Below are 23796 nucleotides of genomic sequence, written 5' to 3'. Positions count from 1 at the left end.
AAGCTGTTGGATGTTAGGCCTAGTTTTTTCTTGAAAGTGTAGAAGCTAGACGTTGATAAGTGATGTTGTTGACAGTAATCTGAAATAGTTAACCCACTGGTTTGTTGATTTTTTACTAGGGTCTGCCATTGTGTTTCGTTGCGCGTTATTTTCATTGTTATTTCCTTTTATTTGACTTGAAAATAACATAACTGAGATCAGAAATTAGATGAAGGTGTGGTTGCCCTGACGCTTACAAAATAACTGCACAAACCTGTGCAACATTAATGGCGTGCGAGTTCAAGTCTCGCTCCGGGCACCACATTAAAACAAAAAGCCAACATATTAGTTGGTTTTTTTGTGTCTAAAATAACTTCTAAATCTGTGCAACATTAATGGCGTGCGAGTTCAAGTCTCGCTCCGGGCACGGTATTAAAGGAGCCCGCTCAATAGCTGGTTTTTTACATCGTGAATAACTGCACAAATCTGTGCCGTTATTCAAAAAGGAAGTCTTGTGTTGCTACGAGACTTTTTCCTCCTAAAATTTATTGTTAATCAAGCTATTTTTTAAAGATAAAGGTAGGATAGTTACTCTATTGAGTGCACTTACAAGGAAACCCATGGTCGAATATATGATTTTAGCTGTCATTATGGCAGTGCTCTATTTTGTGCTGATAAAAAACAGACCTGCAGATAAAAGTGATTGGGAGACTCTGCCCACATTACCTGAATATCAAAAAGTAAAAAAAACAAAAAATGAGCAGGGTGAGTTGTGTTGCCAGTATTGTGGAAATACAGAAACCGTTGAACGGCCATTAAACTCTGAGAAAGAGAATATTCATAAAACAAAGTTTTACCACGCTTGTACAAGTTGTAAGGTGATTTTGTGGCGAATTGAAAAAAATAGGAGCGCATAGTAGGGAGTTGGGTATAATGCCATTTGCATAAATGCCCAATAGGAATACAGTGTGGATACAAGTAACGAAAAACGTCTTAATAAGTATATCAGTGACTCTGGGTTCTGCTCTCGCCGACATGCGGATAAGTTAATTGAACAGCGTCGTGTGAAAATTAATGGTGTAGTGCCTGAACTAGGTACAAAAGTACAAGTAGGTGACAATGTTGTTGTTGATGGACAACGCATCAATGCCGTTGAGCAGAATAAATCTGATCGTGTTTATATCGTTTATAACAAACCGATTGGTATCACCTGTACTACCGAACGTGATGTCCGTGGTAATATTATTGATGCGATTCGCCACAAGAAACGAATCTTCCCCATTGGCCGTTTAGATAAACCCTCAGAGGGGCTTATCTTTTTAACCAGTGACGGAGACATTGTTAACAAAATTCTTCGTGCTGAAAATGCCCACGATAAAGAGTATCTGGTCACCGTCGATAAACCGCTTAGCGAGCGTTTTGTTGAGCGTATGCAACGTGGTGTACCTATCTTAGATACCATTACTAAACCCTGTATTGTTAAAGTTCAAAGCCGTTTTGTTTTCTCTATCATCCTAACTCAGGGGCTTAACCGCCAAATTCGCCGTATGTGTGAATTTTTAGGTTATGAAGTAATGCAGCTTAAACGTACTCGTATTATGAAGGTAACGCTTGATAACCTAAAAGCGGGACAGTGGCGTAATTTAACGACACAAGAGATGAGTGAAATTAACCAAGCAGTATCGGGCTCTTCAAAAACAGCGGTTGATACGGCTTTACCAAAACAGGGTGGCACGGCTAAAAAAGAACACAAAAGCCCCTATGGAAGTGGCTCTACTAATAAATATAAAAGAATTATTGTTAATAAAAATAGCAAGACAGTGAACAATAAGGCTAAAACCGGAAAGCGTACCTTAACGTTAAAACGCAAATGAGTTTAAGTGAGTTTGATCTTATTAAACGCTATTTTAAGGTAGAAAATAAGAAGAACACTGACGTTGTTATTGGCATTGGTGATGATTGTGCCATTCTTGATATTCCTGATGGTTACCAATTAGCCGTTACTACCGACAGCCTTGTCGCGGGTATTCATTTCTTTGATGATGTTGATCCCTATCGTCTTGGTTACAAATCACTGGCGGTTAATTTGAGTGATCTTGCTGCCATGGGTGCGTTGCCTAAATGGGTCTCATTGGCAATTACATTACCCACTGTTGATGAGCAATGGTTAAGTGAGTTTTCACGAGGTTTTTTCGCGTTAGCAAGGCGATATAATGTAACGCTTGTTGGTGGAGATACCACTAAAGGGCCTCTTTCTATTACTGTTTCTGCGAAAGGCATTGTAAAGCGCCATAAAGCACTGCTTCGTAGTGGCGCTCAAGTGGGTGATTTGATTTGTGTTTCAGGTCTATTAGGTGATGGTGCGGTGGGTCTTGCTTGTAAATTAAATCAACTCTCCTTAAGCAACAGTAAAGCGTTTATTGATGCCTTAGAGCTAACCGAACCGCGTAATGAATTAGGGTTATCATTAACAGCGTATGCTTCGAGTTGTATTGATATTTCCGATGGTCTGATTCAAGACTTGCAACATATTTTAACGGCATCAAATTGCAGTGCGATTATCGAGATAGAAAAATTACCTTTATCAAGCGCACTACAGGCTGAAATTGCAAGTAAAACAATTTCAGCCAAAGAAGCGGTGCAATACGCACTCACGGGAGGGGATGATTATGAGCTGTTATTTACGCTCAATAGGAAAAATTATCAACAATTCTGTTTACAAAAAAATACGACACCCATTACTGTTATTGGGGAGATTCGTGCTGTCACTGACGTTAAGCTTCAACTTACTGAAAATGGTCACTTGGTATCACTTCACCTTGCTGGCTGGGATCACTTTAAATAATGGAAAATAGATGAAACGTGAAGACTTAAAAGGGCTTAAATTAAGTAATCCACTCCATTTAGCAGCTGTCGGTTTTGGCAGTGGTTTAGCGAGTAAAGCGCCGGGTACATTTGGCACGTTAGCCGCGGTGCCTCTCTATTATTTGCTCTCTTTTTTATCGCTTGAAAGTTATATAATCATATTAATTGTGACCAGCTTATTAGGTTTTTGGTTTTGCCATGTGACCAGTCGTGATATGGGTGTGCATGATCATAAAGCAATCGTATGGGATGAGTTTGTTGGCTACTGGATAACCATGGTAACGGTGCCTTTTAGCCTGCAATGGGCGGTTGTTGGGTTTATATTATTTCGATTTTTTGATATTTTAAAACCATGGCCAATTAGTTGGTTAGATAAGAAAATGCAGGGTGGTTTCGGTATTATGATTGATGATATTGTCGCAGGGATCTTTGCTGCGATTTGCTTACAAACCTTGATACATTTTTTCGGTTAAGCGAATGAACTCTCTTTTTAGTTATTTTAAAACTGCGCTGTTAATCGTATTGCTGGTATCGGTAAACGCGCAAGCCTCTATTATTGAGAGTCAACTTAGTAATAATATCGTGGTAAAAATAGCGGTTACTGATATCCCCACTTCGTTATCTCCCTATGGGTCTGTTTCATTAGATGCTCAGTATAGTCATCTTTTTTTTGACCCCTTAGTACGTTGGGGGCAAGATAAAAAGATAGAATATCGATTATTAGCAAAGTTAAAAACAGTAAAAAAAGATAAAATTCGTTTTACGTTAAAAAAGAAAATAATGTTTCATTCAGGTAATTTATTGACCAGTAATGATGTGATCTGGTCATTCAATCATGCATTAAAGAGTAAATACTTACGACAAAAACTGCAACATAACATAAAGATAAAACGCGTTAATCGTTACCAGTTTGATATTCAAACAAAATTGACACAAGAGCAACTACTAGATTACCTTACTCATATTTTTATTCTTGATAGCGCCTATTATAAAAAAAATAAAATTAATCAGAATAGTGCGCAAACAGCGCTTCATCCTCCTATCAAAACCTTGCCTCTTTCAGGAACGGGTCCTTATCGAGTTGCCTCTTTTTATGCTGGGGTAAATCTGCGTGTAGAAACAAATATTAGCTATTGGCAAAATCAGCCGATGTTTAAACATTTAAACTTTGTAAAGATAAAATCGATTGATTCACGTTTATATGCGCTGTTAGCAGGTGATGTTGATATTAGCGAAGCTATCTCTAATAAGAACATTAACTCCGTACATTTTTTAGACTCTAAAAAAATCTATCAAACAGCGCCACTAAATACACTGTTTTTAACGATTAATGAAAAAAAGAGTGATCAGTTTGGCAGAGAAACTGCGCGTAATGCAATCCACTTAGCGATTAATCAACAGGGGATGTTAAAGCATATTCTTAAAGGTACTGGGGCAGTTAACAGTGTTTTTAAAGTACCATCTATCGCAACATCCGTAACTCAAGTGCCAGTATATAATACCAAACGTGCAAAATACCTTATAAAGGAAATAGAAGTGCCAGAGCAACTCTCGTTGCTGGTGATGACCGATGAGACGGGTTATATACCAGAGGTCATCTTTGCGTTAATAAATATGTTAAAAAAAGTGGGCTTACAACTAACCGTGCAGCAAGTTAATACGGCTAAACAGTGGCATGCTCTGCAATCAGAATATGATTTTTTATTATCTACTTGGCACTCTCCCTTGATGGTGCCAGAAAACATTTACCAAGATATTTTTACGAATAGTCTGCTCTCTTCGTATATACAACCTCTCTTTAAAGAGCAGAAAGGAAAGTTAACACAGGCAGATAAAGTGTTACTGTTTGAGCAGTATCAGCGTTCAGATCGTATTATCCCTCTGTTTTCTAAAAATGATATTTGGGCAACGGATAAACAGTTTGAACTAGAAGGGATTTTCTCTACTAACGCTATCCCTTATTGGCATCTGTTAGCACCTACTCAGCAAAGTAGTGAGTGATCTGTTGTTCAATACCTGTGCTATCGAGTTGCAATAGTTGATATATCTCCTGTTGAGAGCCTTGCTCTACAAACTCATCAGGTAAACCTAAGTTTAATATACTGCGATTGATCTTTTGTGCCATAAAGTACTCATTGACCGCAGAGCCTGCCCCACCAGCAATACTGTTTTCTTCTATGGTGACAAATTGCGTGTGTGTTAATGCAAGTTTGGTTAATAGTGCTTTATCGAGTGGTTTTACAAAACGCATATCGATAAGGGTGGCATTCAATTTTTCTGCCACAGGAATCGCCGCTTGTAACAGCGTACCAAAACAGAGGATAGCCAATTTTTCACCTTGGCGAACGGTGTTGGCTTTTCCTATTACTAACGCTTTCATCTTTTTATCAAGGGTAAGACCGGTGCCTGTACCGCGCGGGTAACGTACTGCTGCAGGTTTATCTAACATATGCCCCGTGTAGAGCATGTCGCGACACTCTTGCTCATCAGATGGCGTCATCACAACCATATTCGGCACGCAACGCAAGAAGCTCAGATCATAAGCGCCTTGATGTGTTGGACCATCAGCACCGACAATGCCTGCTCGGTCGATAGCAAATAAAACCCCTTGCTTTTGAATGGCAACATCATGAATAAGCTGATCATAAGCGCGTTGTAAAAAACTAGAATAGATAGCAACGACTGGATGTAGACCTGAAATCGACATGCCTGCCGCCAGTGTTACCGCATGTTGCTCGGCAATGGCCACATCATAATATTTATCGGGATGGCGTTTTGAAAACTCAACCATGCCAGAGCCTTCACGCATAGCGGGGGTGATAGCGGTTAATTTGTCATCAACATCTGCCATATCATTGAGCCACTCACCAAACACTTGTGAGAAAGTTTGCGAGCTAGGGGGCGCTTTTGGTAGTTCTTGATCTGGGGTGAATTTAGGCACCGCATGGTAACGAATAGGATCGAGTTCTGCTTGCTTATAACCTTTGCCTTTTTTGGTCATAATATGCAAAAATTGTGGGCCTGAATGGCTACGCATATTACGCAGTGTATCCACTAAATCGATAACATGATGACCATCAACAGGGCCAATATAGTTAAAGCCAAACTCTTCAAAAATGGTAGAAGGTGAGACCATTCCTTTGAGGTGTTCTTCTGTACGTTTTGCAAACTCTTTAATCGGGGGGATATTCGAAAGTACTTTTTTACTGCCTTCACGTAGTTGCGTATAAAGATCACCCGATAAAATTTTGGCAAGGTGATTGTTTAATGCGCCTACATTTTCAGAAATCGACATCTCATTATCATTAAGCACAACAAGCATATCGTTATGTAAGGCACCCGCATGATTCATCGCTTCAAACGCCATGCCTGCGGTAATGGCACCATCACCAATGACGGCAACGACTTTTCGCCCTTTTTGCTCTTTTTCTGCTGCAATTGCCATGCCCAGTGCCGCCCCAATTGAAGTGGATGAATGACCCACACTGAGTACATCATATTCACTCTCTTCACGCCAAGGAAAAGGATGTAAACCCTTAAAAGTACGGATGCTGTGCATTTTGTCACGGCGGCCGGTTAATATTTTATGCGGATAGGCTTGGTGACCGACATCAAAAATAAGGTGATCAAAAGGGGTATGATAAACGTAATGTAAAGCAACTGTGAGTTCAACCACACCTAAGCCTGAAGCAAGGTGGCCACTGGTTTGACTGACGCTGGTTAATAAAAACTGACGTAATTCATCACAAAAGGCGGGCAGTTGTTCTTTTTTTAATAAACGCAGATCTTCTGGGTAATTTATATTAGTAAGTAACGGGTAATTTTTCAGATCTAAAGGCATAATATTCAGTCGCGCTTATCAAGGGAAAAGGGAAGTTATCTATCTCGTTTTATAATATACAAGGCAAACGATTCAAGTAACTGGGTATTATAAGGCAATTGTGCCAAAGCATGAAGTGCTTCTTGGCAAAGAGATTGTGCTTTTGCGATCGCCTGCTCTAAACCGAGCAGTGCGGGGTAGGTCGATTTATGGTGTGCGACATCAGAGCCCTGTGGTTTACCGAGTGTTTTGGTATCACTGATGATATCTAAAATATCATCTTGCACTTGAAAAGCGAGACCGATAGCATGCGAGAATAGTTGTAATTGTTGTTGATGCTCAGGGGCTAATGTTTCATCACTTGATGCGCCTAATGCAACTGCAACCTCTATTAATGCGCCTGTTTTTGCACTGTGTATCTTTTCCAAGCTTTTAAGGGTTATTTGCTTATTTTCCGCCTCTAAGTCTAAAGCCTGTCCCCCACACATGCCACTTTCACCAGATGCTTTGGCAAGCATGTTAACTATTTTTAGCTGTGTTTTTGCACTGACACCTTCGATGGGCGTTGAAATAATATCAAAGGCTAAGGTTTGCAACGCATCACCAGCTAAAATAGCCGTCGCTTCATCAAACGCCACATGGCAGGTTTTTTGACCGCGGCGTAGCGCATCGTCATCCATTGCCGGTAAGTCATCATGAATAAGTGAATAAGCGTGTATACATTCAATGGCGCAAGCAAGTGGATCTAATTTCTCAATTGGAGAGCCTAACATTTCGCCAACCGCATAGACCAGAAAAGGGCGCACACGTTTACCGCCGAGTAGCGCACCGTAAGTCATCGCATCAGTTAACTTTTGGGAAGTTGGTGCTGTACTTTTAAGGTGCTGGCTTAATTGTTGATTAACGCGTTGCTGATAGCGTGTAATATTCTCTAAAAGTTGTGTCATACCGATTCATTAAATTCTTGAAGTGAAGAGTGGGTATCATTTTGCATCAAGATAGCTACTTTTTGCTGTGCTTTTTGTAGTTTTTGACTATTACTGCGGGCAAGTGATATACCACGTTCAAATTGTTTTAATGCATCTTCTAGTGGTAACTCTCCCGTTTCTAAGTGGGAAACTATTTTTTCTAATTCACAAATTGCTTCTTCGTAAAGCATATTTTCAGGTTTTTTAACGGCCATTTTTTACTCTCTAAATACTCTCTAGAATTTTCCACAAGGTTACCTTGCATCCATTATAAGTCAAATAGCAAAGGGTAAATTATTTATAAACAGTGATCTGCTTGTGCAAACTATTTTTTTAATTGAATGATTCACTGCAAACTTCCAAGATAAAGCTATAATCACCTCATTCAGTTTAACTTGTTTTAATTAAAGGAATAATTTGTGGATTTAGCAACCCTAATTGGGATTATCGGTGCATTTGGTTTTGTTATTATGGCAATGTTACTTGGTGGCACCATTGATATGTTTATTGATTTAGTGTCCGTGCTGATTGTGGTTGGTGGGACTGCTTGTGTGGTGATGATGAAATACAATATGGGGCAATTTATTGGTGCCTTTAAAATTGCAATGAAAGCTTTTATGTTTAAATCAGACTCACCTGAAGAGTTAATCGCAAAATCGGTTGAGATGGCAGATGCAGCCCGTAAAGGTGGTTTTCTCGCATTAGAGGAAGCTGAAATTAGTAACGCTTTTATGCAAAAAGGGGTGGATATGCTCGTGGATGGCCACGATGCGGATGTGGTGCGCGCCACCCTTGAAAAGGATATTCGTTTAACTGCTGGACGACACGAGATGGGCGCCGAGATTTTTAAACAGATTGGTGATGTCGCACCTGCAATGGGCATGATTGGTACCTTAGTTGGATTAGTTGCAATGCTTTCCAATATGGATGATCCCAAGTCGATTGGTCCTGCTATGGCTGTCGCGCTATTGACCACTTTATATGGTGCAATCATTGCTAACATGATGGCACTGCCTGTTTCAGACAAATTAAAATTACGCGCATTAGAGGAAAAATTAAACCGTAGTCTTATTTTAGATGCAGTTCTGGGTATTCAAGATGGTCAAAATCCACGTGTTATTGAGGGAGTCTTACGCAACTATCTACCTGAATCTAAACGTGAAATTAATACCACCGATGAGGGTGGTGACAAATAATGGAAGAGGAGTGTAAATGTCCGCCTGAAGGACTGCCCGCATGGATGGGAACGTTTGCGGATCTTATGTCATTGCTGATGTGTTTTTTTGTATTACTGCTGTCATTTTCAGAGATGGATGTTTTAAAGTTTAAGCAAATTGCAGGTTCAATGAAATACGCATTTGGTGTGCAGTCGATGTTAGAGGTAAAAGATATTCCTAAAGGTACTTCTGTGATCGCACAAGAGTTTACCCCTGGCAAGCCCGATCCAACTCCAATTGAAGTTATCATGCAACAGACTATTGAGATGACCAAAGCAAAGCTTGATTTTCAGGATGGCGATGCAAGTCGTGTTGGTGGTCAAGAGAATGTGAAAGTGCGTAAAATAGCTTCTCCACAAGAAGAGGAGACTCAAAGCAGTGCAGAGTCTCAAGCGGAATCGGATGCTGAGGGGCAAAAAGAGGAAGCGCCAACACAAGAGAAGCAGAGTGAATCTCAAGATTCACAGTTAGAAGATTTTAATCCTGCTCCAGGGGTTTCTGCGCAACATGGCCTCGCTAAAAAAATAGCAAAGGAGCTACGTGAAGAGATAGAAGATGGAGCGATTGAGATTGAAGCGCTAGGTCAACAGCTGATTATTCGTGTTCGAGAAAAAGGGGCATTTCCTTCAGGCTCAGCATTTCTACAACCACGTTTTCGCCCAGTTATACGTAAAATAGCGAGAATATTAGTGGATGTGCCTGGCGTCATTACTATCTCTGGCCATACAGACAATGAAAAAGTACACTCGGAGTTATATCGCTCTAATTGGGATCTTTCTGCGCAACGTGCTGTTTCGGTTGCGCATGAGATGCTTAAAGTACGTCATATTAGAGATAAAAAATTAGTGGTTGTGGGTTATGCGAATAGCAAACCATTAACCAATAATAAAACCAAATCTGACCGGCGACGAAACCGACGTGTTGAAATTATGATCATGCAGGGAGAAGCGTCAGAAAGTGAAGAGATCGGTGTGACAGCAAAGTAAAATAAATAGAAGTCCCATTTTAAACCATCTTACGTGTAAATCGTTAGATGGTTTTTCTGTTTTTAAGTAATGAGTATTTTATGATTAATATTGAAGTATGTATCGATAATATGGAATCCCTATTGACAGCACAAAGAGCGGGTGCTGGGCGTATTGAGCTATGCAGTTCACTTGCATTAGGGGGGGTAACCCCCTCGTTAGGTTTAATTACTCAAGTAATGAAACATGCAGAGATCCCTGTTTATGCCATGATTAGGCCACGAGATGGAGACTTCTTATATTCCAGTGATGAGATTGAGATGATGTTAACTGAGATCCATAGTGTACGCACATTGGGTGTTCAGGGTGTTGTTTTTGGGCTTTTGAATCAACAAGCTCAGATAGACAGTGATGCGTTAAAGAGTTTAATGCAAGCAAGTAAAGGACTCGCGGTTACTTTCCACCGTGCGATTGATTGTTGTGAAGATATTGAACTCGCCATGGAAACTATTTTAGCAGCAGGTTGTGAACGTATTTTAACCTCAGGCCTTGCAAGCAGTGCAGATCTTGGTATTGATAATCTTAAAAAGATGGTCACACAGAGTAATGGACGATTATCGATAATGGCGGGTGCGGGCATCAATGCCAATAATGTGGCTCGAATTGTTAAAAATACAGGGGTACAAGAGGTGCACCTGTCTGGTAAAGTGAGTCGTGCTAGTCATATGAAAGCAGTGGTAAACTGTGGTTACTTGCCTGAATTTTTAAAAATGAATGTCACCGATGGCAAAAAAATTGACGCAATTAAACAGTCTTTACAAGGTTTTTGATTAATAGGTTACTAAAAAGTATAATCTGCCTCGAATAATCTTTAGCAACTAAAAAGTGAATATGAAAATACCCAAAAGAATACAACCCTTAGTCGATGATGGCTTAGTTGACAAAGTATTACGTCAGTTGATGAGCGGTAAAGAAGCAACTGTTTACGTAGTGCAATGTGGCGAGCATATCCGTTGTGCAAAAGTATATAAAGAAGCCAGTAAACGTAGTTTTAAACAAGCCGTTTTATACAATGAGGGACGAAAAGTACGTAATGGTCGCCGCGCTCGGGCAATGGAAAAAGGCTCCAAATTCGGTCGTAAGCAACAAGAAGATGTTTGGCAACATGCAGAAGTTGAAGCGCTTTATAAATTGGCAGATGCTGGCGTGCGTGTACCACAGCCTCATGGTTGTTTTGGTGGCGTATTATTAATGGATCTCATTACCGATGAAGAGGGTTTTGCCGCGCCGCGGTTGAATGATGTTTCCATGTCACCTGAGCAAGCGGTCGAAGATCATCTTGATATTATGCAACATATTGTGCGTATGCTCACCGTCGGCATTGTCCATGGTGATCTTTCTGAGTTTAATGTGTTAGTTGATGAATGGGGGCCGGTGATTATTGACCTACCACAAGCGGTTGATGCTGCCGCCAATAATAATGCCAAAAGTATGTTACTGCGTGATGTAAATAATATGACCAGCTATTTTTCTCAGTTTGCTCCTGAGCTTGAGAAAACACAATATGCCAAAGAGATCTGGGCATTGTATGAAATGGGAGAACTCACTGCGGAAACGATATTAACTGGTAAATTTATCGAGGATAAAACAGTGACTGACGTTGGTGATATTATGGATGAAATTGAAGCCGCCCGCACTGAGCATGAAGAAAATCAACAACGACTCATTGAGTTTGAAGTGTAGTCACTACTCTATCCCCTCGAAACTGGGGGATGAAGTTTAAGTGATAAATTATACAAAGGAATGTAATGCAAGTTTTTTTAAGTAAGAAATGGATCTTATTGACCATTTTAGTGGTTATCACGATCGTGAGCCTCGCTGTGTATTTAATGTTGTTCTTTTCGGACAGTATTCATAAACCACTGCTTAATATTAACGATGAAATCACACTGGAAAAATCGCAACAAAAAAATAGTGCGCTTAACACTTTACGAGTATTAACATGGTCTGGCGCACAAACCTATCTTCCTCGTTCAGGGCATCCTCAAGACTTAGAACTTATTTACCTAAAAGAGTTTGCTGAATTACATCAGTTACAGTTTAAAAATATTAAAGTTAATAAATTTTCCGATCTTATCCCTAAATTATTAGCGGGTGAGGGAGATGTTATCTCCGCTAATTTAACGGTCACTGCTCAGCGTAAAAAAAGGGTGAACTTTAGCGACCCATTTATTCAAACCAATGAATACCTGTTGATGGGTAAAAACAGTAAAGCACTTAAAAATGGCCATGCGTTAAATGGTCGTGAGGTTATTCTTCAAAAAGGAAAAAGCTACGAGATTAGTGCATTTTTTTTGCAAAAAACTTATCCTAAATTAAAAATCCGTTATATTGATAACAATATCAGTAATGAGCTGATCTATGACGGTTTAGCCAGTGGTGAATATGATCTGACTATTCAAGACAATAATCTCATTCAATCAGCACTTGATTATCGTGATGATCTAAAGAAAAGCCTACAAGCCAGCGTAAAACACGACATTGCTTGGGCGGTATCACCTGATAATAAACACCTCCTTAAACAGCTCAATATTTTTCTAAAGACGCAAACCCTCACCGTTAAAGGTAAAAGCTCAATTAAAAGCCAGTGGAAAAATATCAAGCGCACTAAAACGGTACGCTTTGTGCTGCGTAATAATCTTTCTTCCTATTATATTTGGCGTGGTGAGCTGTTAGGTTTTCATTATGAATTAGCCAAACGTTTTGCAACAGAGCATAAACTGCGTTATGAGATTATTGTTGCCCCTGATAATATTTCACTGATCGATTATATTATTGAAGATAAAGCAGATATTGCACTGGGTTTTTTAACACCAACAGATGAGCGTAAAGCGAAAGGGATCAGTTTTTCTCGACCTTACCACTACGCTTCTGAGTTGTTAATCGCTCATCGAAGTTTTCCGGAAATATCCTCACCCTCTGAATTAGGTAAAGGTGAAGTGCATATTCGCCCGTCAAGCTCCTATTGGCAAACTGCGCTTACTTTACAACAGCAAGCGACGGAACTTGAGCTGATTGCAGCCCCGGAAGAGCAGGAAACAGAATCTATCATTGCTTATGTTGGCCAAGAAAAATATCAATTCACCATTGCCGATAGCCACATTGTTGATATTGAGATGACCTTCAGTGATGATATTCATTCATTGATGTCGATCGGTGAGCCTAAAGCGCAGAGTTGGGCAGTCAAATCAGGGAATAATGAACTACTTGGCAAAGTAGATGATTTTATTAAAAAACATTATAAAGGGCTCTTTTATAATGTAATTTATAATAAGTACTTCAAAGATAAACGCCGTTTAAAAATGCATTATTCTGGATTTAAGGCGTTAAAAAATTCCGGTATTTTATCCCCCTATGATGATATCGTAAAAATATATGCTCAAAAATATAATTTTGATTGGCACTTGTTAGTCGCACAGATGCATCAAGAGAGTCGTTTTAATCCTAAAGCTACATCGATGGCGGGTGCAAAAGGGTTATTTCAAGTGATGCCTCGTACTGCTAAAGAGTTGGGTATTGTAGATGTACACATTCCTGAGCAGGGGATAAAAGCGGGGATCCGTTATATGAATTGGGTGCGTGAGCGCATGATGAAAAATGAAGTGCAACCGGATCAACTTATCTGGTTTACGCTCGCCTCATATAATGCGGGAGCAGGGCATGTGCGTGATGCGATACGCCTTGCCAAACAGAAGGGCTGGCGCAATGATATTTGGTTCGATAATGTTGAAAAAGCGATGTTGCTCTTAGCACAACCCAAATACGCTGCTAAAGCACGTTATGGTTATGTGCGTGGGCAAGAGCCTGTGACCTATATTCGTGAAATTAAGCGCCGTTTTGATACTTATGAAAATATATTTAAAGAGGAGTGATAATCTGTACGTTTAAGCGCAAAATTGAGCGTTGGTGCTATGCTAAATAGCACCTGTCGCTGAATAAGAGAAGCCATGTCATTAGCATCTTTTCAAAAGAGAATATCAGCACCTATTTTGTTGCTTATCATCTTTTCAATTATCTCTTTTTTTGTCACTAATATTGGTGATCCCACTGATAAAAATATTACCAACAACAGTGATTTTACGCTACAAAGTAGCTATTTTATTACATCTACTGATCAATCTTTTAAAAAGATACAGCAGGGTAATGACATATTTATCCCCGTACAGATAAAAGATATCCCATGGAGTTTCCAGCAACATACTTATTGGTTAAAAATAGAGATAGAAAATCGCAGAGATAAGGAGGTATCACTGGTGAGTCACTTTGATAACGCCATGTTAGATAATCTCTCTATTTTCCAAGTGGACAGAGATGGCACTGTTTTTAAACAGAGCCAATTAGGAGACCATCAAGAAAATTTAGCACTTAAACAACGTATTATCCCCCATTTTAATTTTGAAATTAGCGCACGTAGTGACACCACTCTTTATGTGCGTATTAACACAACAGGTATCGCTAGTACGCCGATTCATATATATCAACACAACGATTTTATAATACTAGTGCAACAGGTACATCTACTTTGGGGGATATTTATTGGTGTCTCTATTATTATTGCACTGTACAATTTAGTACTCTATTTTGCGGTTAAAGACACCGTTTATCTTATCTATATTGGTTATATCCTCTTTAGCCTTACCTTAATGGGCGTCGTCTTAGGTTATGGTTTTTATCTTTATCCTGATAATTTACAACTTATTTTCAATCACCAAGTGATTGCGTTGAACTGTTTGGTGGCTATATTTACACTGCTTTTTCTGGTCTATTTTCTAAAATTTCAAATAGAAAAACAGTGGTACTATAAATTAGCAATGCTGATAATTACATTGCTATCACTGCTCTTTTTGGTCAGTTTATGGTTGCCTGAATATCGCGGCGCGCCCCTTCTTTTTATGTTAATGCCTTTCTTTTATCTGACCTGTTTTATTTTGCTCTTTAATAAAATGTATTTTGGATTACGCTGGGGAAGGATATATGTTTACTCTTGGATCCCGCTATTAATCGGCTCTGCAATCCAGCCATTAGTCTTAACGGGAAAAATAGAGTATAGCTTTTTGTCCCATCATGCATTTATGATCGGGGTATTAATGGAAGTGGTGTTGATGGCGATGGCATTGGCTGACAGAATGCGCTTTCAAAGAGAGCAAACTATCTATAACGCCACCCATGAGCTAAGCAGTGGCTTACCTAATTCGATATTATTAGAGCGTCATGTTACGCAACTATTAGAAGCAAAAAAAGAGTTTGCAGTGTGCTTGATTGAGATTGAAAATTACCATGCTCTGGTGCCATATATGGCGCAACAAGAGTTACAAAAATTAGAGTTTCAAATTATTAAAGACATAAGCCCCTTGCTTGCAGCACAATCGCTAATTAAGCGTATTTCTCATGTTCAAAATAGAGATTTTAAAATTGCCAAAGCCATTGATGGAAAATTAGCCTTTACTTTTGAGACGACAGATAGAGATTTTCTGAGTCTCTTCTTAAACCAATTACAGAGTTTGATTGTAAGAGAGTTACAACTTAATGGATTATTGGTGGATCTCAACACTAAAATAGGCATCTGTTTTAGTGTTGAAAGTGCAAATAAAAAGAGTGCAAGTGAACTTATTCAACATGCGTTGCTAGCGATTAATCAAAATAAAGAGAGTGATGATCACCTGCACTATTATCATGATTTAGAAGTATTAAACATTAAGGAACATCTTAGCCTTGCTTGTGACTTGCAAAGTGCGATTAGAGAGAATCAATTACATCTTTACCATCAACCACAAATAGATCTCAAAACAGGTAAGGTCTATGGTTCAGAAGTCTTATTGCGTTGGAACCATCCTGATCATGGTTTTATTTCACCAGAGCTTTTTGTCGGTATTGCTGAGGACACTGGGTTGATTAATGAGTTAACACGCTGGGTGATTAATTGTGCCTTTCAACAATTGCAACGTTTGCATGCTCATCATCACATTGATCATAAAGTGTCTATCAATATTAGTGGCAAAGATATCTCTCTGCCTGGTTTTTTGGGTTATGTAAAAGAGAAAATACAACAGTCAGGTATTGTACCCAATAGCATTATTTTTGAACTGACGGAGTCGGTGATGGTCTCTGATTTTAAAGCGTTAAGCGGACTAATGGCCGCATTGAATAAATTGGGTATTAAGCTTTCTATCGATGATTATGGATCAGGCTATTCCTCGTTAACTTATATTTCCCAGCTTAAATTTGATGAACTAAAAATAGATAAAGCCTTTATTTTAGACTTAGACCGCTCCGAACGTAATTTGACCATCGTAAAAACCACCATCGATATGGCAAAAAACCTAAATTTAAAGGTGGTTGGCGAAGGCGTTGAATCGGCTGCTATAGAGAAAAAACTGATAGAGAGTGGTTGTGATATTGGCCAAGGTTATTATTACAGCAAACCACTCTCTTTTGATAAATATTTACTGTGGTTAGACGATCGTAGTAAGTAGCTCCGTTATTCTTCTATTACCTTTTTAAGCATAATTATTAACCCCAATACAGGCACACCGATCAAGGCAGAACTGATAAAGAAGTTTACGTAGCCAAAACCATCCACATAAACCCCTGAAAATCCTGCAATAAATTTAGGAAAGAGCAACATCATCGAGCTAAACAGTGCGTATTGTGTGGCTGAAAATTCAATATTAGTGAGTTTAGAGATATAGGTAATAAAGGCGGTGGTGGCAATACCTGCACTGATATTATCCATAGAGATAATGACCGTTAATAGCACTAAATCTTTACCGACAAATGCCAGTACTGCAAAGATAAGATTAGTAATAACCACTAAAAACGCACCTAAAAAGAGGATTGAATAGGTGCTATAACGGGTTAATAAAATACCGCCTAAGCCTGCTCCGAGCAGCGTCATTATTACCCCAAATACTTTAGAAATAGCAGCCACTTCACCTTTGGTATAACCCATGTCCACATAAAAGGGATTCGCCATAATGCCCATCACAATATCGGAGATACGGTAAGTACCGATTAATAATAAAATCAGTAGTGCATGTTTTCCGTAACGTTGAAAAAAGTCACTAAAGGGCGCGACAACGGCGATATCAAGCCATGCTAAAAAACGAGCAACAAAACGGGGCAGATGTTGATGTTTGAGATCACTTTCAATCTGCTTCTGTTTGTCGGTTTGTTTATCTTGGTAATCTGGCTCATGGCAGACAAAGGTGGTGATAATGCCCACCGCCATACAACCTGCCATTACAAAATAGGAGAGTGACCAAGCACTGAGCTGATATGCATCACTGGGACTTGCCCAAGCCGCGATAGCGAGCGACCCAGCACCTGCCATGATCATCGCTAAACGATAACCTGTCATATAAGAAGCAGCCATGGCCGCTTGATATTTTTCGGGAGCTGATTCAATACGATAAGCATCAATAACAATATCTTGTGTTGCAGAGCTGTAGGCAACGATTAAGGCACAGATGGCAAACAGGGTCAGGTTGGCTTTAGGATCGCTCATTGCCATGCCAATCAACGATAATACAATGGCTATTTGAGAAAGTAGTAACCAACTACGTCTGCGACCTAACCAATTGGTTAAAATAGGAATTGATAACCGGTCAACAAAAGGTGACCAGATCCATTTAAAGGCGTAAGCCAAAGCTATCCAACTAAAAAATCCGATACTGGCACGACTCACACCCGCTTCACGTAACCAAAAAGAGAGCGTAGAAAAAACGAGCAGAATGGGCAACCCAGCCGAGAAACCAAGAAAAAACAGAATAGCGACCCGTTTTTCAAGATAGATTTTACCGCTTTGTAACCAAGATAACGTTTGTGGCATCTGAATAAAACCCTAATGAAGACAATGCATTAGCCCTGACTATTACACACAATATTCTTAATCTTAACTAAAGCAACACTTGGGCGTAAGAGCGAATTGAACGTCAGTTCAGTTTCATGAGCTGGTAAGCTCTGTGAAGCCTTTTTCAGTCCTGCTTGGTTGCCAAGACGAAGCATCGCAGCCTATTTGCTTTTTAGATTTGCGTACAAGAGTCAAGGCGTTAGCCTTGTGCTTTGTTATTGACAAAATCAAAGCAGGAGTGAACCCCTGCCTCGATGTAAAATTACTATTCGTTATTAATTTATTGCCGGTTATTTTAAACCAGCAAGGTTGAACCGCCATTTATCTCGATGGGTATAACGTTTTAGAGATGTAAAAATCAGTGTTTAAACTGAAATCCAACCAACTCAAAACGCCAACCCGTTAACAGTTTTGGTTTATCTGCTATTTTACGTTGTTCATCATCTAATTTCCATGACCAACTTAAGTACTCATTAATGACACGTTTTGAGGCGATCAGTTCAACAGGTAGTTGATGTTTTTCAGCACATTGTTGAATCACTTCACGCATCGCTTTTAAGGTTTTCTTATAAGCGGGGAAGTCTACCAAGCGAGAAACTAAAGGAGGATACGTTTTAGCATCTTGATCGTTAACCGCATCAATAATGGCTAAAATAGCTTTTCCATGAATGCGTATCTCATTAGGCGCTAAGCTCAGGCGACGTAGATCTTCCATTGAAGTCGGGCGGTAGTGTGCTAACAACCAGAGGTGGTCGGCCTTAACCACAAAATTAAGGGCCAAATCGCGCGCTTGTGCCGTTTGTAAGCGCCATTTTGCTAGTTTTTGAATGACCGCCACACCTTGTCTATCAAGTTTAAACAGGTTGTTGAGTGACTTATAGGCTTTCTCAGGATCTTGTTTTTTCATTTTAAGATCCAGTGTGGTTTGGCACTCTTGTTGGAAAAATTCATACATCTTTTTCTCGACTAACTGTGCTTTTAATTTATCTAAGCAGGGAGTGAGATGCAGTACATCGGCTGCCGCGTAGTTAACCTGCTTTTCACTCAGAGGGCGTTTGCACCAATCGGTGCGTGATTCGCCTTTATCAACAATCACACCCTGCAAGGTTTCCACCATTTTTGCATAACCAAGTGATGCGCCTAAATTTAAAAAGGAACAGGCAATTTGCGTATCAAAAAGGGTAAAGTTTAAGTCGCCTTTATGTTGGCGAATGATCTCTAAATCTTCACTGCTCGCATGTAAGATACACGCTTTGTTATCGAGAGCCTGCCAAAAAGGGGTTAAATCGGGCACTTCGATGGGATCAATTAGGGTGATTTTACCATTTTGAGAGAGTTGTAATAAACCTAAACGAGCCACATAGGTACGAGTACGCACAAATTCAGTATCAAGGCAAAGAGGGCTATTATCGAGCGTTGCAAGAAAATCATGCAATTGTGTCTGTGTGGTGATCATCTCAAATTGCATTGCTGCTCCAAAAAATAGATAAGTAAGCGTTAATATTACGGAATTAATAAATAATCATCCATTTATATTATGCTTTTATCCGCAATGATGCGTAAATAAATAACAATTTGACAAAATAAGGGGGTGTAAATGCCGTTGTGGTGAGTCTTGAATGTAAATAATTATGCAATAAAGGTGATTTTTCACGCGCTATCTTGTGAGATTGGCCCCTTTCAATTAGAATATCATCTTTTGAAAATCCTACATAAGCCTATTTGATAGTGATTATTAGTTAGTTTCTATCATTGGCAATGGATTGTCTAGCAATAAGTTAAATGCAACTAGCATGGTAAGGAAAACAATGACTAAAACTATGTATGAAAAAATCTGGGACGCGAATTTAGTTCATGAGCCAGAATCAGGATCGCCACTTCTATTTGTTGACAGACACCTAATGCACGAAGTAACAAGCCCACAAGCTTTTGAAGGCCTACGCATGAACAAACGTGGCGTGCGTAATGTTCACTCGATTTTAGGTACGATTGATCACTGTGTTCCTACTAAAGATCGTTACAACATTGTAGATGCTATTGCTAAAAAACAAGTTGAAACAATGACCGCTAACTGTGATGAAAACGAGATCAACTTGTTTGGTATGGACAGTGACCAAAATGGTGTTATTCATATCATCGTGCCTGAGCATGGTTTTGTTCACCCAGGTATGGTTGTTGTTTGTGGTGATAGCCACACAGCAACACACGGTGCATTTGGTGCGTTAGCATTTGGTATCGGTACCAGTGAAGTTGAACACGTGATGGCAACACAAACATTGCAACAGAAAAAAGCAAAAACCATGTTGGTTAAAGTGGAAGGTAAACTACCTGACTATTCGACAGCAAAAGATATCGCATTAGCAATTATTGCCGTAACGGGAACTGCTGGCGGTACCGGTTTTGTCATGGAGTTTGCTGGTAATACCATTACCGACCTTTCCATGGAAGCGCGTATGACCCTTTGTAACATGGCGATTGAAGCGGGCGCACGTGCAGGTTTGATTGCACCAGACCAAGTCACGTTTGATTACTTAAAGGGGCGAGAGTTTGCACCCAAAGCTGAGCATTGGGATGATGCTGTTACTTATTGGAAATCTATCGCTTCTGATGACGGCGCTGAGTTTGATGAAACAATTACTTTGAAAGCGGAAGATATTGCACCACAAGTTTCTTGGGGTACATCGCCTGAGCAAGTGGTTTCAGTGACCAGTGTTGTACCTTCACCTTCTGATTTTGAAAATAAAGTAAAAGCAGAAGCGTGTGCCAATGCACTTAAATACATGGGCATTGAAGCGGGTCAAAAAATTACAGATATCAATATTGATATCGTTTTTGTTGGCTCTTGTACTAATGGTCGTATTGAAGATTTCCGCGCAACCGCTGATATCATCAAAGGCAAAAAAGTTGCAAGTGGCGTACAAGCTATCGCAGTACCGGGTTCATTCCCCGTTAAACTTCAGGCTGAAAAAGAGGGGTTAGATAAAATCTTTATTGAAGCGGGTTGGGAATGGCGTGATCCGGGTTGTTCAATGTGTCTTGCAATGAATGGCGATGAGCTAGAAGATGGCCAACGTAGTGCTTCTACGTCAAACCGTAACTTTGAAGGTCGTCAAGGTAAAGGGGGTCGTACACACCTTGTTTCTCCTGCGATGGCAGGTGCTGCTTCAATTGCAGGCCACTTCGTTGATATTCGTGATTGGAAATAGGAATTAGATAATGCAACCATATATTAAACATACAAGTATCGCAGCGTTAATGGATCGTAGTAACGTGGATACGGATCAAATTATCCCTAAAAACTTCATGAAAAAAGTGGAACGTACTGGTTTTGGGATTAACTTATTCCACAACTGGCGTTACCTTGCTGATGACATTACACCAAACCCTGACTTTGAACTCAATAAACCCGCTTTTCAAGGCGCTAAAATTTTAGTCGCTGGCGAAAACTTTGGTTGTGGCTCATCACGTGAGCATGCGCCGTGGGCAATTGCGGATTACGGTTTTAATGCCATTATCTCAACTAGTTTTGCTGATATTTTTTACAGTAACTGTTTCAAAAATGCAATCTTACCGATCATTGTCACCGCGGATGAATTAAGTGCATTGATGAAAGAGATTGCAGGCAATGAAGGGGTTGAGTTTACCGTTGATTTAGCAAACCAAAAAGTAACCACTCCAGCAGGTCTTATTATTAACTTTGATGTTGATGCGTTCCGCAAAGAATCACTGCTTGATGGTTTAGATGATATCGCATGGACACTAAAATATGTTGATAAAATCACTGAGTTTGAAGAAGCAAACAAAAAGAAATTACCTTGGTTATGGACTAATGCTTAAGGGCATTAGCCTAAACCGTTAAATATTATTGAAGGCGCATCTGTTGCGCCTTTTTTATCAATAGAATTTATCGCACTGTATTTGGCGTTTTGAATTTATACCCTTTTAGCAATTAACTGATCATATTAATTATTAGGACGTGCAACTTTAGCTGCGCTAATAGTAAGGGCGAGACTAAAAAAAGGGTTCGCAGAGCTTACCCGTTCATAAAACGGAACTAACGTTCAATTCGCTCTCACGTCCAAAAAAAGATCAAAAATTTAATAGAATTGGTATTAACTTCGCCCAAAAACAGTGCAATAAGTTTTTAGCAAAACATGAATGGAGCAACACAATGACTGAGCAGGTATTAATCGTTGAATTAATGGATACCACCCTACGTGATGGTGAACAAACACAAGGTGTCTCTTTTTCACCCGCTGAAAAAGTAAGTATTGCTAAAGCATTATTACAAAAATTAAAAGTTGATCGGATTGAGGTCGCTTCTGCGCGTGTTTCTGAAGGTGAAAAACACGCAGTTGCGCAACTTAATGAGTGGGCAACTATCGAAGGCTTAATAAACCGTATTGAAGTATTAGGTTTTGTGGATCATACGCGCAGTGTCGATTGGATTGTTGAAGCGGGCGGTAAGGTATTAAATCTACTCACCAAAGGCAGTTTAAAGCATTGTAGCGAACAACTGCGTAAAACATTAGATGAACACCTTATTGACGTAAAACAGACCATTGAGTATGCACAAGCACAGGGGTTAAGTGTTAATATCTATCTGGAAGATTGGTCAAACGGTTACCAAGATAGCCCTGAATATGTGTTTGAGATGGTGACAAAACTGCAAGATTCAGGCATTAACCACTTTATGCTACCCGATACGTTAGGTGTTATGTCACCGGATGAAGTATTTAACGGTTTAAGTGAAATGATCCGCCGTTTTCCAACACTTAAATTTGATTTTCACGCCCACAATGATTACGGTCTTGCCACGGCTAATGCGATGTCTGCTGTTAAAGCAGGGGTTTCATCGATTCACTGTACCATGAACTGTTTAGGTGAGCGTGCCGGTAATGCCTCACTGGCTGAAGTTGCGGTGGTATTACAAGACAAATTAAATATTGCCGTTAATATTGACGAAAAAGAGATCCACACACTGAGCCAGCTGGTGGAAAGTTTTTCAGGCAAACGTTGCGCTGATAACACCCCGATAGTGGGTGCAGATGTATTTACCCAAACCAGTGGTATTCATGCCGATGGTGATAAAAAAGGGGGTCTGTATATCTCGGCATTAACGCCGGAGCGTTTTGCGCGCTCACGCAGTTATGCGCTGGGTAAAATGAGCGGAAAAGCCTCATTGGCTAAAAATTTAGAGGCGATGGATATTGACCTTGATAGTGAGCAACAGAAAAAACTACTCGCACGTATTGTGCGTTTAGGGGATCAAAAAGCCACCATTAGTGCCGATGATCTGCCATTTATTATTGCGGATCTGTTAGAGCGTAATGATTATAACTATGTTGAACTGCTCAATTGCTCGATTAACTCAGGACTTGAGCTTGAATCAACGGTGAGTATTCGTGTACGTGTGAATGATGAGATTTACAAAACCAGTGGCAGTGGTAATGGTGGTTTTGATGCCTTTATTGGGGCGATGAAAAAAGTATTAGATAAACAGGGCTTTATCTTCCCTGAGCTTATCGATTATCAACTGCGTATTCCACCGGGTGGTAAAACCAATGCATTAACCGAATGTACGGTAACGTGGCTGGATAATGGTGAGCAGTTCACCACACGCGGCATAAATGCTAACCAAGTATTGGCGGGTATTGGCGCGACTATTCGTATGATCAACCTGAAAATGCACAAAGCTTAATTATTTAGCGCTAGATATTCTCTAGCGCTAAATAATACCATTCCGCTTAATATAATGATCCGGTTTTACGTAGGGTAAATGACTAAGGTCAAGGCGCATGATTAAGTAATAGCCAGCTATTGCGATTGAATGCAACGCAGATATTAGTCATTTAAACCAGTAAAAACGATCAGTTACTTAGGCTGATTAATGGTATGGACCCTCTCCACTCCACTTACGGCTTCAAATGAGCCAATATAGTAGTGTTAAACATTCTATATACAGCAAAATAGAGAGGGTCACATGAATACTATAACAATCGGGTTAGATATCGCAAAGTCAGCTTTCCATTTAATTTGGATGAATGAATCAGGTAAAGTATTAAAGAAAAAA

The 23796-nt window shown here is 39.7% G+C and carries 20 protein-coding genes; 14 read left to right on the top strand and 6 right to left on the bottom strand.

Features of this window, described 5'->3' with window-relative positions:
- Positions 1–155 (bottom strand): IS66 family insertion sequence element accessory protein TnpA (tnpA, locus tag G322_RS24785; RefSeq protein ID WP_022941311.1); only part of this gene is annotated, 155 nt, incomplete at its 3' end.
- A 444-nt stretch (positions 156–599) separates the two neighbouring features.
- Here tnpA and G322_RS0108160 point away from each other — a divergent pair.
- The 5 genes from G322_RS0108160 to G322_RS0108140 are packed head-to-tail and all read left to right on the top strand — an operon-like array spanning position 600 to position 4845.
- A complete protein-coding gene (locus tag G322_RS0108160; RefSeq protein WP_022941310.1) occupies positions 600–896 on the top strand; it encodes a hypothetical protein in 297 nt (98 codons plus the stop codon).
- A gap of 51 nt (positions 897–947) precedes the next feature.
- Complete coding sequence (gene rluF / locus G322_RS0108155; RefSeq protein WP_022941309.1) at positions 948–1853, top strand: 23S rRNA pseudouridine(2604) synthase RluF; 906 nt, start codon at positions 948–950, stop codon at positions 1851–1853.
- The gene (gene thiL, locus G322_RS0108150) at positions 1850–2824 is read left to right on the top strand and encodes a thiamine-phosphate kinase (protein ID WP_022941308.1); all 975 of its coding nucleotides are present in this window, start codon (positions 1850–1852) and stop codon (positions 2822–2824) included. The genes rluF and thiL overlap by 4 nt, the downstream gene beginning before the upstream one ends.
- A gap of 10 nt (positions 2825–2834) precedes the next feature.
- Entirely contained in the window at positions 2835–3317 is a 483-nt protein-coding gene (locus tag G322_RS0108145) for a phosphatidylglycerophosphatase A family protein (protein ID WP_022941307.1), read from the top strand.
- Positions 3318–3321: 4 nt separating this feature from the next.
- Positions 3322–4845: an ABC transporter substrate-binding protein gene (locus tag G322_RS0108140; protein ID WP_022941306.1), complete on the top strand. Its 1524-nt coding sequence runs from the start codon at positions 3322–3324 to the stop codon at positions 4843–4845.
- On the opposite strand, the gene dxs is transcribed toward G322_RS0108140, so the two are convergent.
- Genes dxs through xseB form a run of 3 tightly spaced genes read right to left on the bottom strand, consistent with a single transcriptional unit; the run spans position 4823 to position 7847 of the window.
- The gene (dxs, locus tag G322_RS0108135) at positions 4823–6685 is read right to left on the bottom strand and encodes a 1-deoxy-D-xylulose-5-phosphate synthase (RefSeq protein WP_022941305.1); all 1863 of its coding nucleotides are present in this window, start codon (positions 6683–6685) and stop codon (positions 4823–4825) included. The two genes, G322_RS0108140 and dxs, sit on opposite strands and share 23 nt — an antisense overlap.
- 35 nt (positions 6686–6720) lie before the next feature.
- Entirely contained in the window at positions 6721–7611 is an 891-nt protein-coding gene (gene ispA, locus G322_RS0108130; RefSeq protein ID WP_022941304.1) for a (2E,6E)-farnesyl diphosphate synthase, read from the bottom strand.
- Positions 7608–7847 (bottom strand): exodeoxyribonuclease VII small subunit, encoded by a 240-nt coding sequence (gene xseB, locus G322_RS0108125; protein ID WP_022941303.1) that lies wholly within the window; start codon positions 7845–7847, stop codon positions 7608–7610. Before xseB ends, ispA begins: the two co-directional genes overlap by 4 nt.
- Positions 7848–8051: 204 nt before the next feature.
- On the opposite strand from xseB, the gene pomA reads away from it, so the two are divergent.
- The 6 genes from pomA (at position 8052) to G322_RS0108095 (ending at position 16347) form a co-directional block, all read left to right on the top strand.
- Complete coding sequence (gene pomA, locus G322_RS0108120; RefSeq protein WP_022941302.1) at positions 8052–8828, top strand: flagellar motor protein PomA; 777 nt, start codon at positions 8052–8054, stop codon at positions 8826–8828.
- Positions 8825–9835, top strand: a complete 1011-nt coding sequence (locus G322_RS0108115) for a flagellar motor protein MotB (protein WP_028866512.1) — start codon at positions 8825–8827, stop codon at positions 9833–9835. The genes pomA and G322_RS0108115 overlap by 4 nt, the downstream gene beginning before the upstream one ends.
- An 80-nt stretch (positions 9836–9915) precedes the next feature.
- Positions 9916–10644 carry a copper homeostasis protein CutC gene (locus G322_RS0108110; RefSeq protein WP_022941300.1) on the top strand — a complete coding sequence of 243 codons (729 nt, stop codon included), beginning with the start codon at positions 9916–9918 and terminating at the stop codon, positions 10642–10644.
- A gap of 61 nt (positions 10645–10705) precedes the next feature.
- A complete protein-coding gene (locus G322_RS0108105) occupies positions 10706–11557 on the top strand; it encodes a PA4780 family RIO1-like protein kinase (protein WP_022941299.1) in 852 nt (283 codons plus the stop codon).
- A gap of 65 nt (positions 11558–11622) precedes the next feature.
- A complete protein-coding gene (locus G322_RS20225) occupies positions 11623–13746 on the top strand; it encodes an MltF family protein (protein WP_022941298.1) in 2124 nt (707 codons plus the stop codon).
- A gap of 75 nt (positions 13747–13821) precedes the next feature.
- On the top strand, positions 13822–16347 hold the full coding sequence (locus G322_RS0108095; RefSeq protein WP_022941297.1) for an EAL domain-containing protein: 2526 nt from the start codon (positions 13822–13824) through the stop codon (positions 16345–16347).
- 5 nt (positions 16348–16352) lie between these two features.
- On the opposite strand, the gene G322_RS0108090 is transcribed toward G322_RS0108095, so the two are convergent.
- Complete coding sequence (locus G322_RS0108090) at positions 16353–17702, bottom strand: AmpG family muropeptide MFS transporter (protein WP_022941296.1); 1350 nt, start codon at positions 17700–17702, stop codon at positions 16353–16355.
- Between the two features lie 379 nt (positions 17703–18081).
- Positions 18082–19191 carry a ribonuclease D gene (gene rnd / locus G322_RS0108085; RefSeq protein ID WP_022941295.1) on the bottom strand — a complete coding sequence of 370 codons (1110 nt, stop codon included), beginning with the start codon at positions 19189–19191 and terminating at the stop codon, positions 18082–18084.
- 340 nt (positions 19192–19531) lie between these two features.
- Here rnd and leuC point away from each other — a divergent pair, with 340 nt between their 5' ends.
- The 3 genes from leuC to G322_RS0108070 all read left to right on the top strand — a co-directional run bounded on the left by leuC (position 19532) and on the right by G322_RS0108070 (position 23424).
- Positions 19532–20929, top strand: coding sequence for a 3-isopropylmalate dehydratase large subunit (gene leuC, locus G322_RS0108080; RefSeq protein ID WP_022941294.1), 1398 nt, complete (start codon positions 19532–19534; stop codon positions 20927–20929).
- Between the two features lie 10 nt (positions 20930–20939).
- Positions 20940–21560 carry a 3-isopropylmalate dehydratase small subunit gene (gene leuD, locus G322_RS0108075; RefSeq protein WP_022941293.1) on the top strand — a complete coding sequence of 207 codons (621 nt, stop codon included), beginning with the start codon at positions 20940–20942 and terminating at the stop codon, positions 21558–21560.
- A 334-nt stretch (positions 21561–21894) separates the two neighbouring features.
- Positions 21895–23424, top strand: coding sequence for an alpha-isopropylmalate synthase regulatory domain-containing protein (locus tag G322_RS0108070; RefSeq protein ID WP_022941292.1), 1530 nt, complete (start codon positions 21895–21897; stop codon positions 23422–23424).
- Positions 23425–23796 lie beyond the last annotated feature (372 nt).

The sequence above is a fragment of the Psychromonas hadalis ATCC BAA-638 genome, assembly GCF_000420245.1.
Taxonomy (GTDB): domain Bacteria; phylum Pseudomonadota; class Gammaproteobacteria; order Enterobacterales; family Psychromonadaceae; genus Psychromonas; species Psychromonas hadalis.
This window is presented reverse-complemented; position numbering and strand designations above follow the sequence as displayed.

What these genes read in the sequence shown, in the direction of transcription:
- G322_RS0108160 (WP_022941310.1), top strand. Translation starts at nt 600, where the DNA reads ATGGTCGAATATATGATTTTAGCTGTCATTATGGCAGTGCTCTATTTT.
- thiL (WP_022941308.1), top strand. Translation starts at nt 1,850, where the DNA reads ATGAGTTTAAGTGAGTTTGATCTTATTAAACGCTATTTTAAGGTAGAA.
- G322_RS0108145 (WP_022941307.1), top strand. Translation starts at nt 2,835, where the DNA reads ATGAAACGTGAAGACTTAAAAGGGCTTAAATTAAGTAATCCACTCCAT.
- G322_RS0108140 (WP_022941306.1), top strand. Translation starts at nt 3,322, where the DNA reads ATGAACTCTCTTTTTAGTTATTTTAAAACTGCGCTGTTAATCGTATTG.
- dxs (WP_022941305.1), bottom strand. Translation starts at nt 6,685, where the DNA reads ATGCCTTTAGATCTGAAAAATTACCCGTTACTTACTAATATAAATTAC.
- ispA (WP_022941304.1), bottom strand. Translation starts at nt 7,611, where the DNA reads ATGACACAACTTTTAGAGAATATTACACGCTATCAGCAACGCGTTAAT.
- xseB (WP_022941303.1), bottom strand. Translation starts at nt 7,847, where the DNA reads ATGGCCGTTAAAAAACCTGAAAATATGCTTTACGAAGAAGCAATTTGT.
- G322_RS0108110 (WP_022941300.1), top strand. Translation starts at nt 9,916, where the DNA reads ATGATTAATATTGAAGTATGTATCGATAATATGGAATCCCTATTGACA.
- G322_RS0108105 (WP_022941299.1), top strand. Translation starts at nt 10,706, where the DNA reads ATGAAAATACCCAAAAGAATACAACCCTTAGTCGATGATGGCTTAGTT.
- G322_RS20225 (WP_022941298.1), top strand. Translation starts at nt 11,623, where the DNA reads ATGCAAGTTTTTTTAAGTAAGAAATGGATCTTATTGACCATTTTAGTG.
- G322_RS0108095 (WP_022941297.1), top strand. Translation starts at nt 13,822, where the DNA reads ATGTCATTAGCATCTTTTCAAAAGAGAATATCAGCACCTATTTTGTTG.
- G322_RS0108090 (WP_022941296.1), bottom strand. Translation starts at nt 17,702, where the DNA reads ATGCCACAAACGTTATCTTGGTTACAAAGCGGTAAAATCTATCTTGAA.
- rnd (WP_022941295.1), bottom strand. Translation starts at nt 19,191, where the DNA reads ATGCAATTTGAGATGATCACCACACAGACACAATTGCATGATTTTCTT.
- leuC (WP_022941294.1), top strand. Translation starts at nt 19,532, where the DNA reads ATGACTAAAACTATGTATGAAAAAATCTGGGACGCGAATTTAGTTCAT.
- leuD (WP_022941293.1), top strand. Translation starts at nt 20,940, where the DNA reads ATGCAACCATATATTAAACATACAAGTATCGCAGCGTTAATGGATCGT.
- G322_RS0108070 (WP_022941292.1), top strand. Translation starts at nt 21,895, where the DNA reads ATGACTGAGCAGGTATTAATCGTTGAATTAATGGATACCACCCTACGT.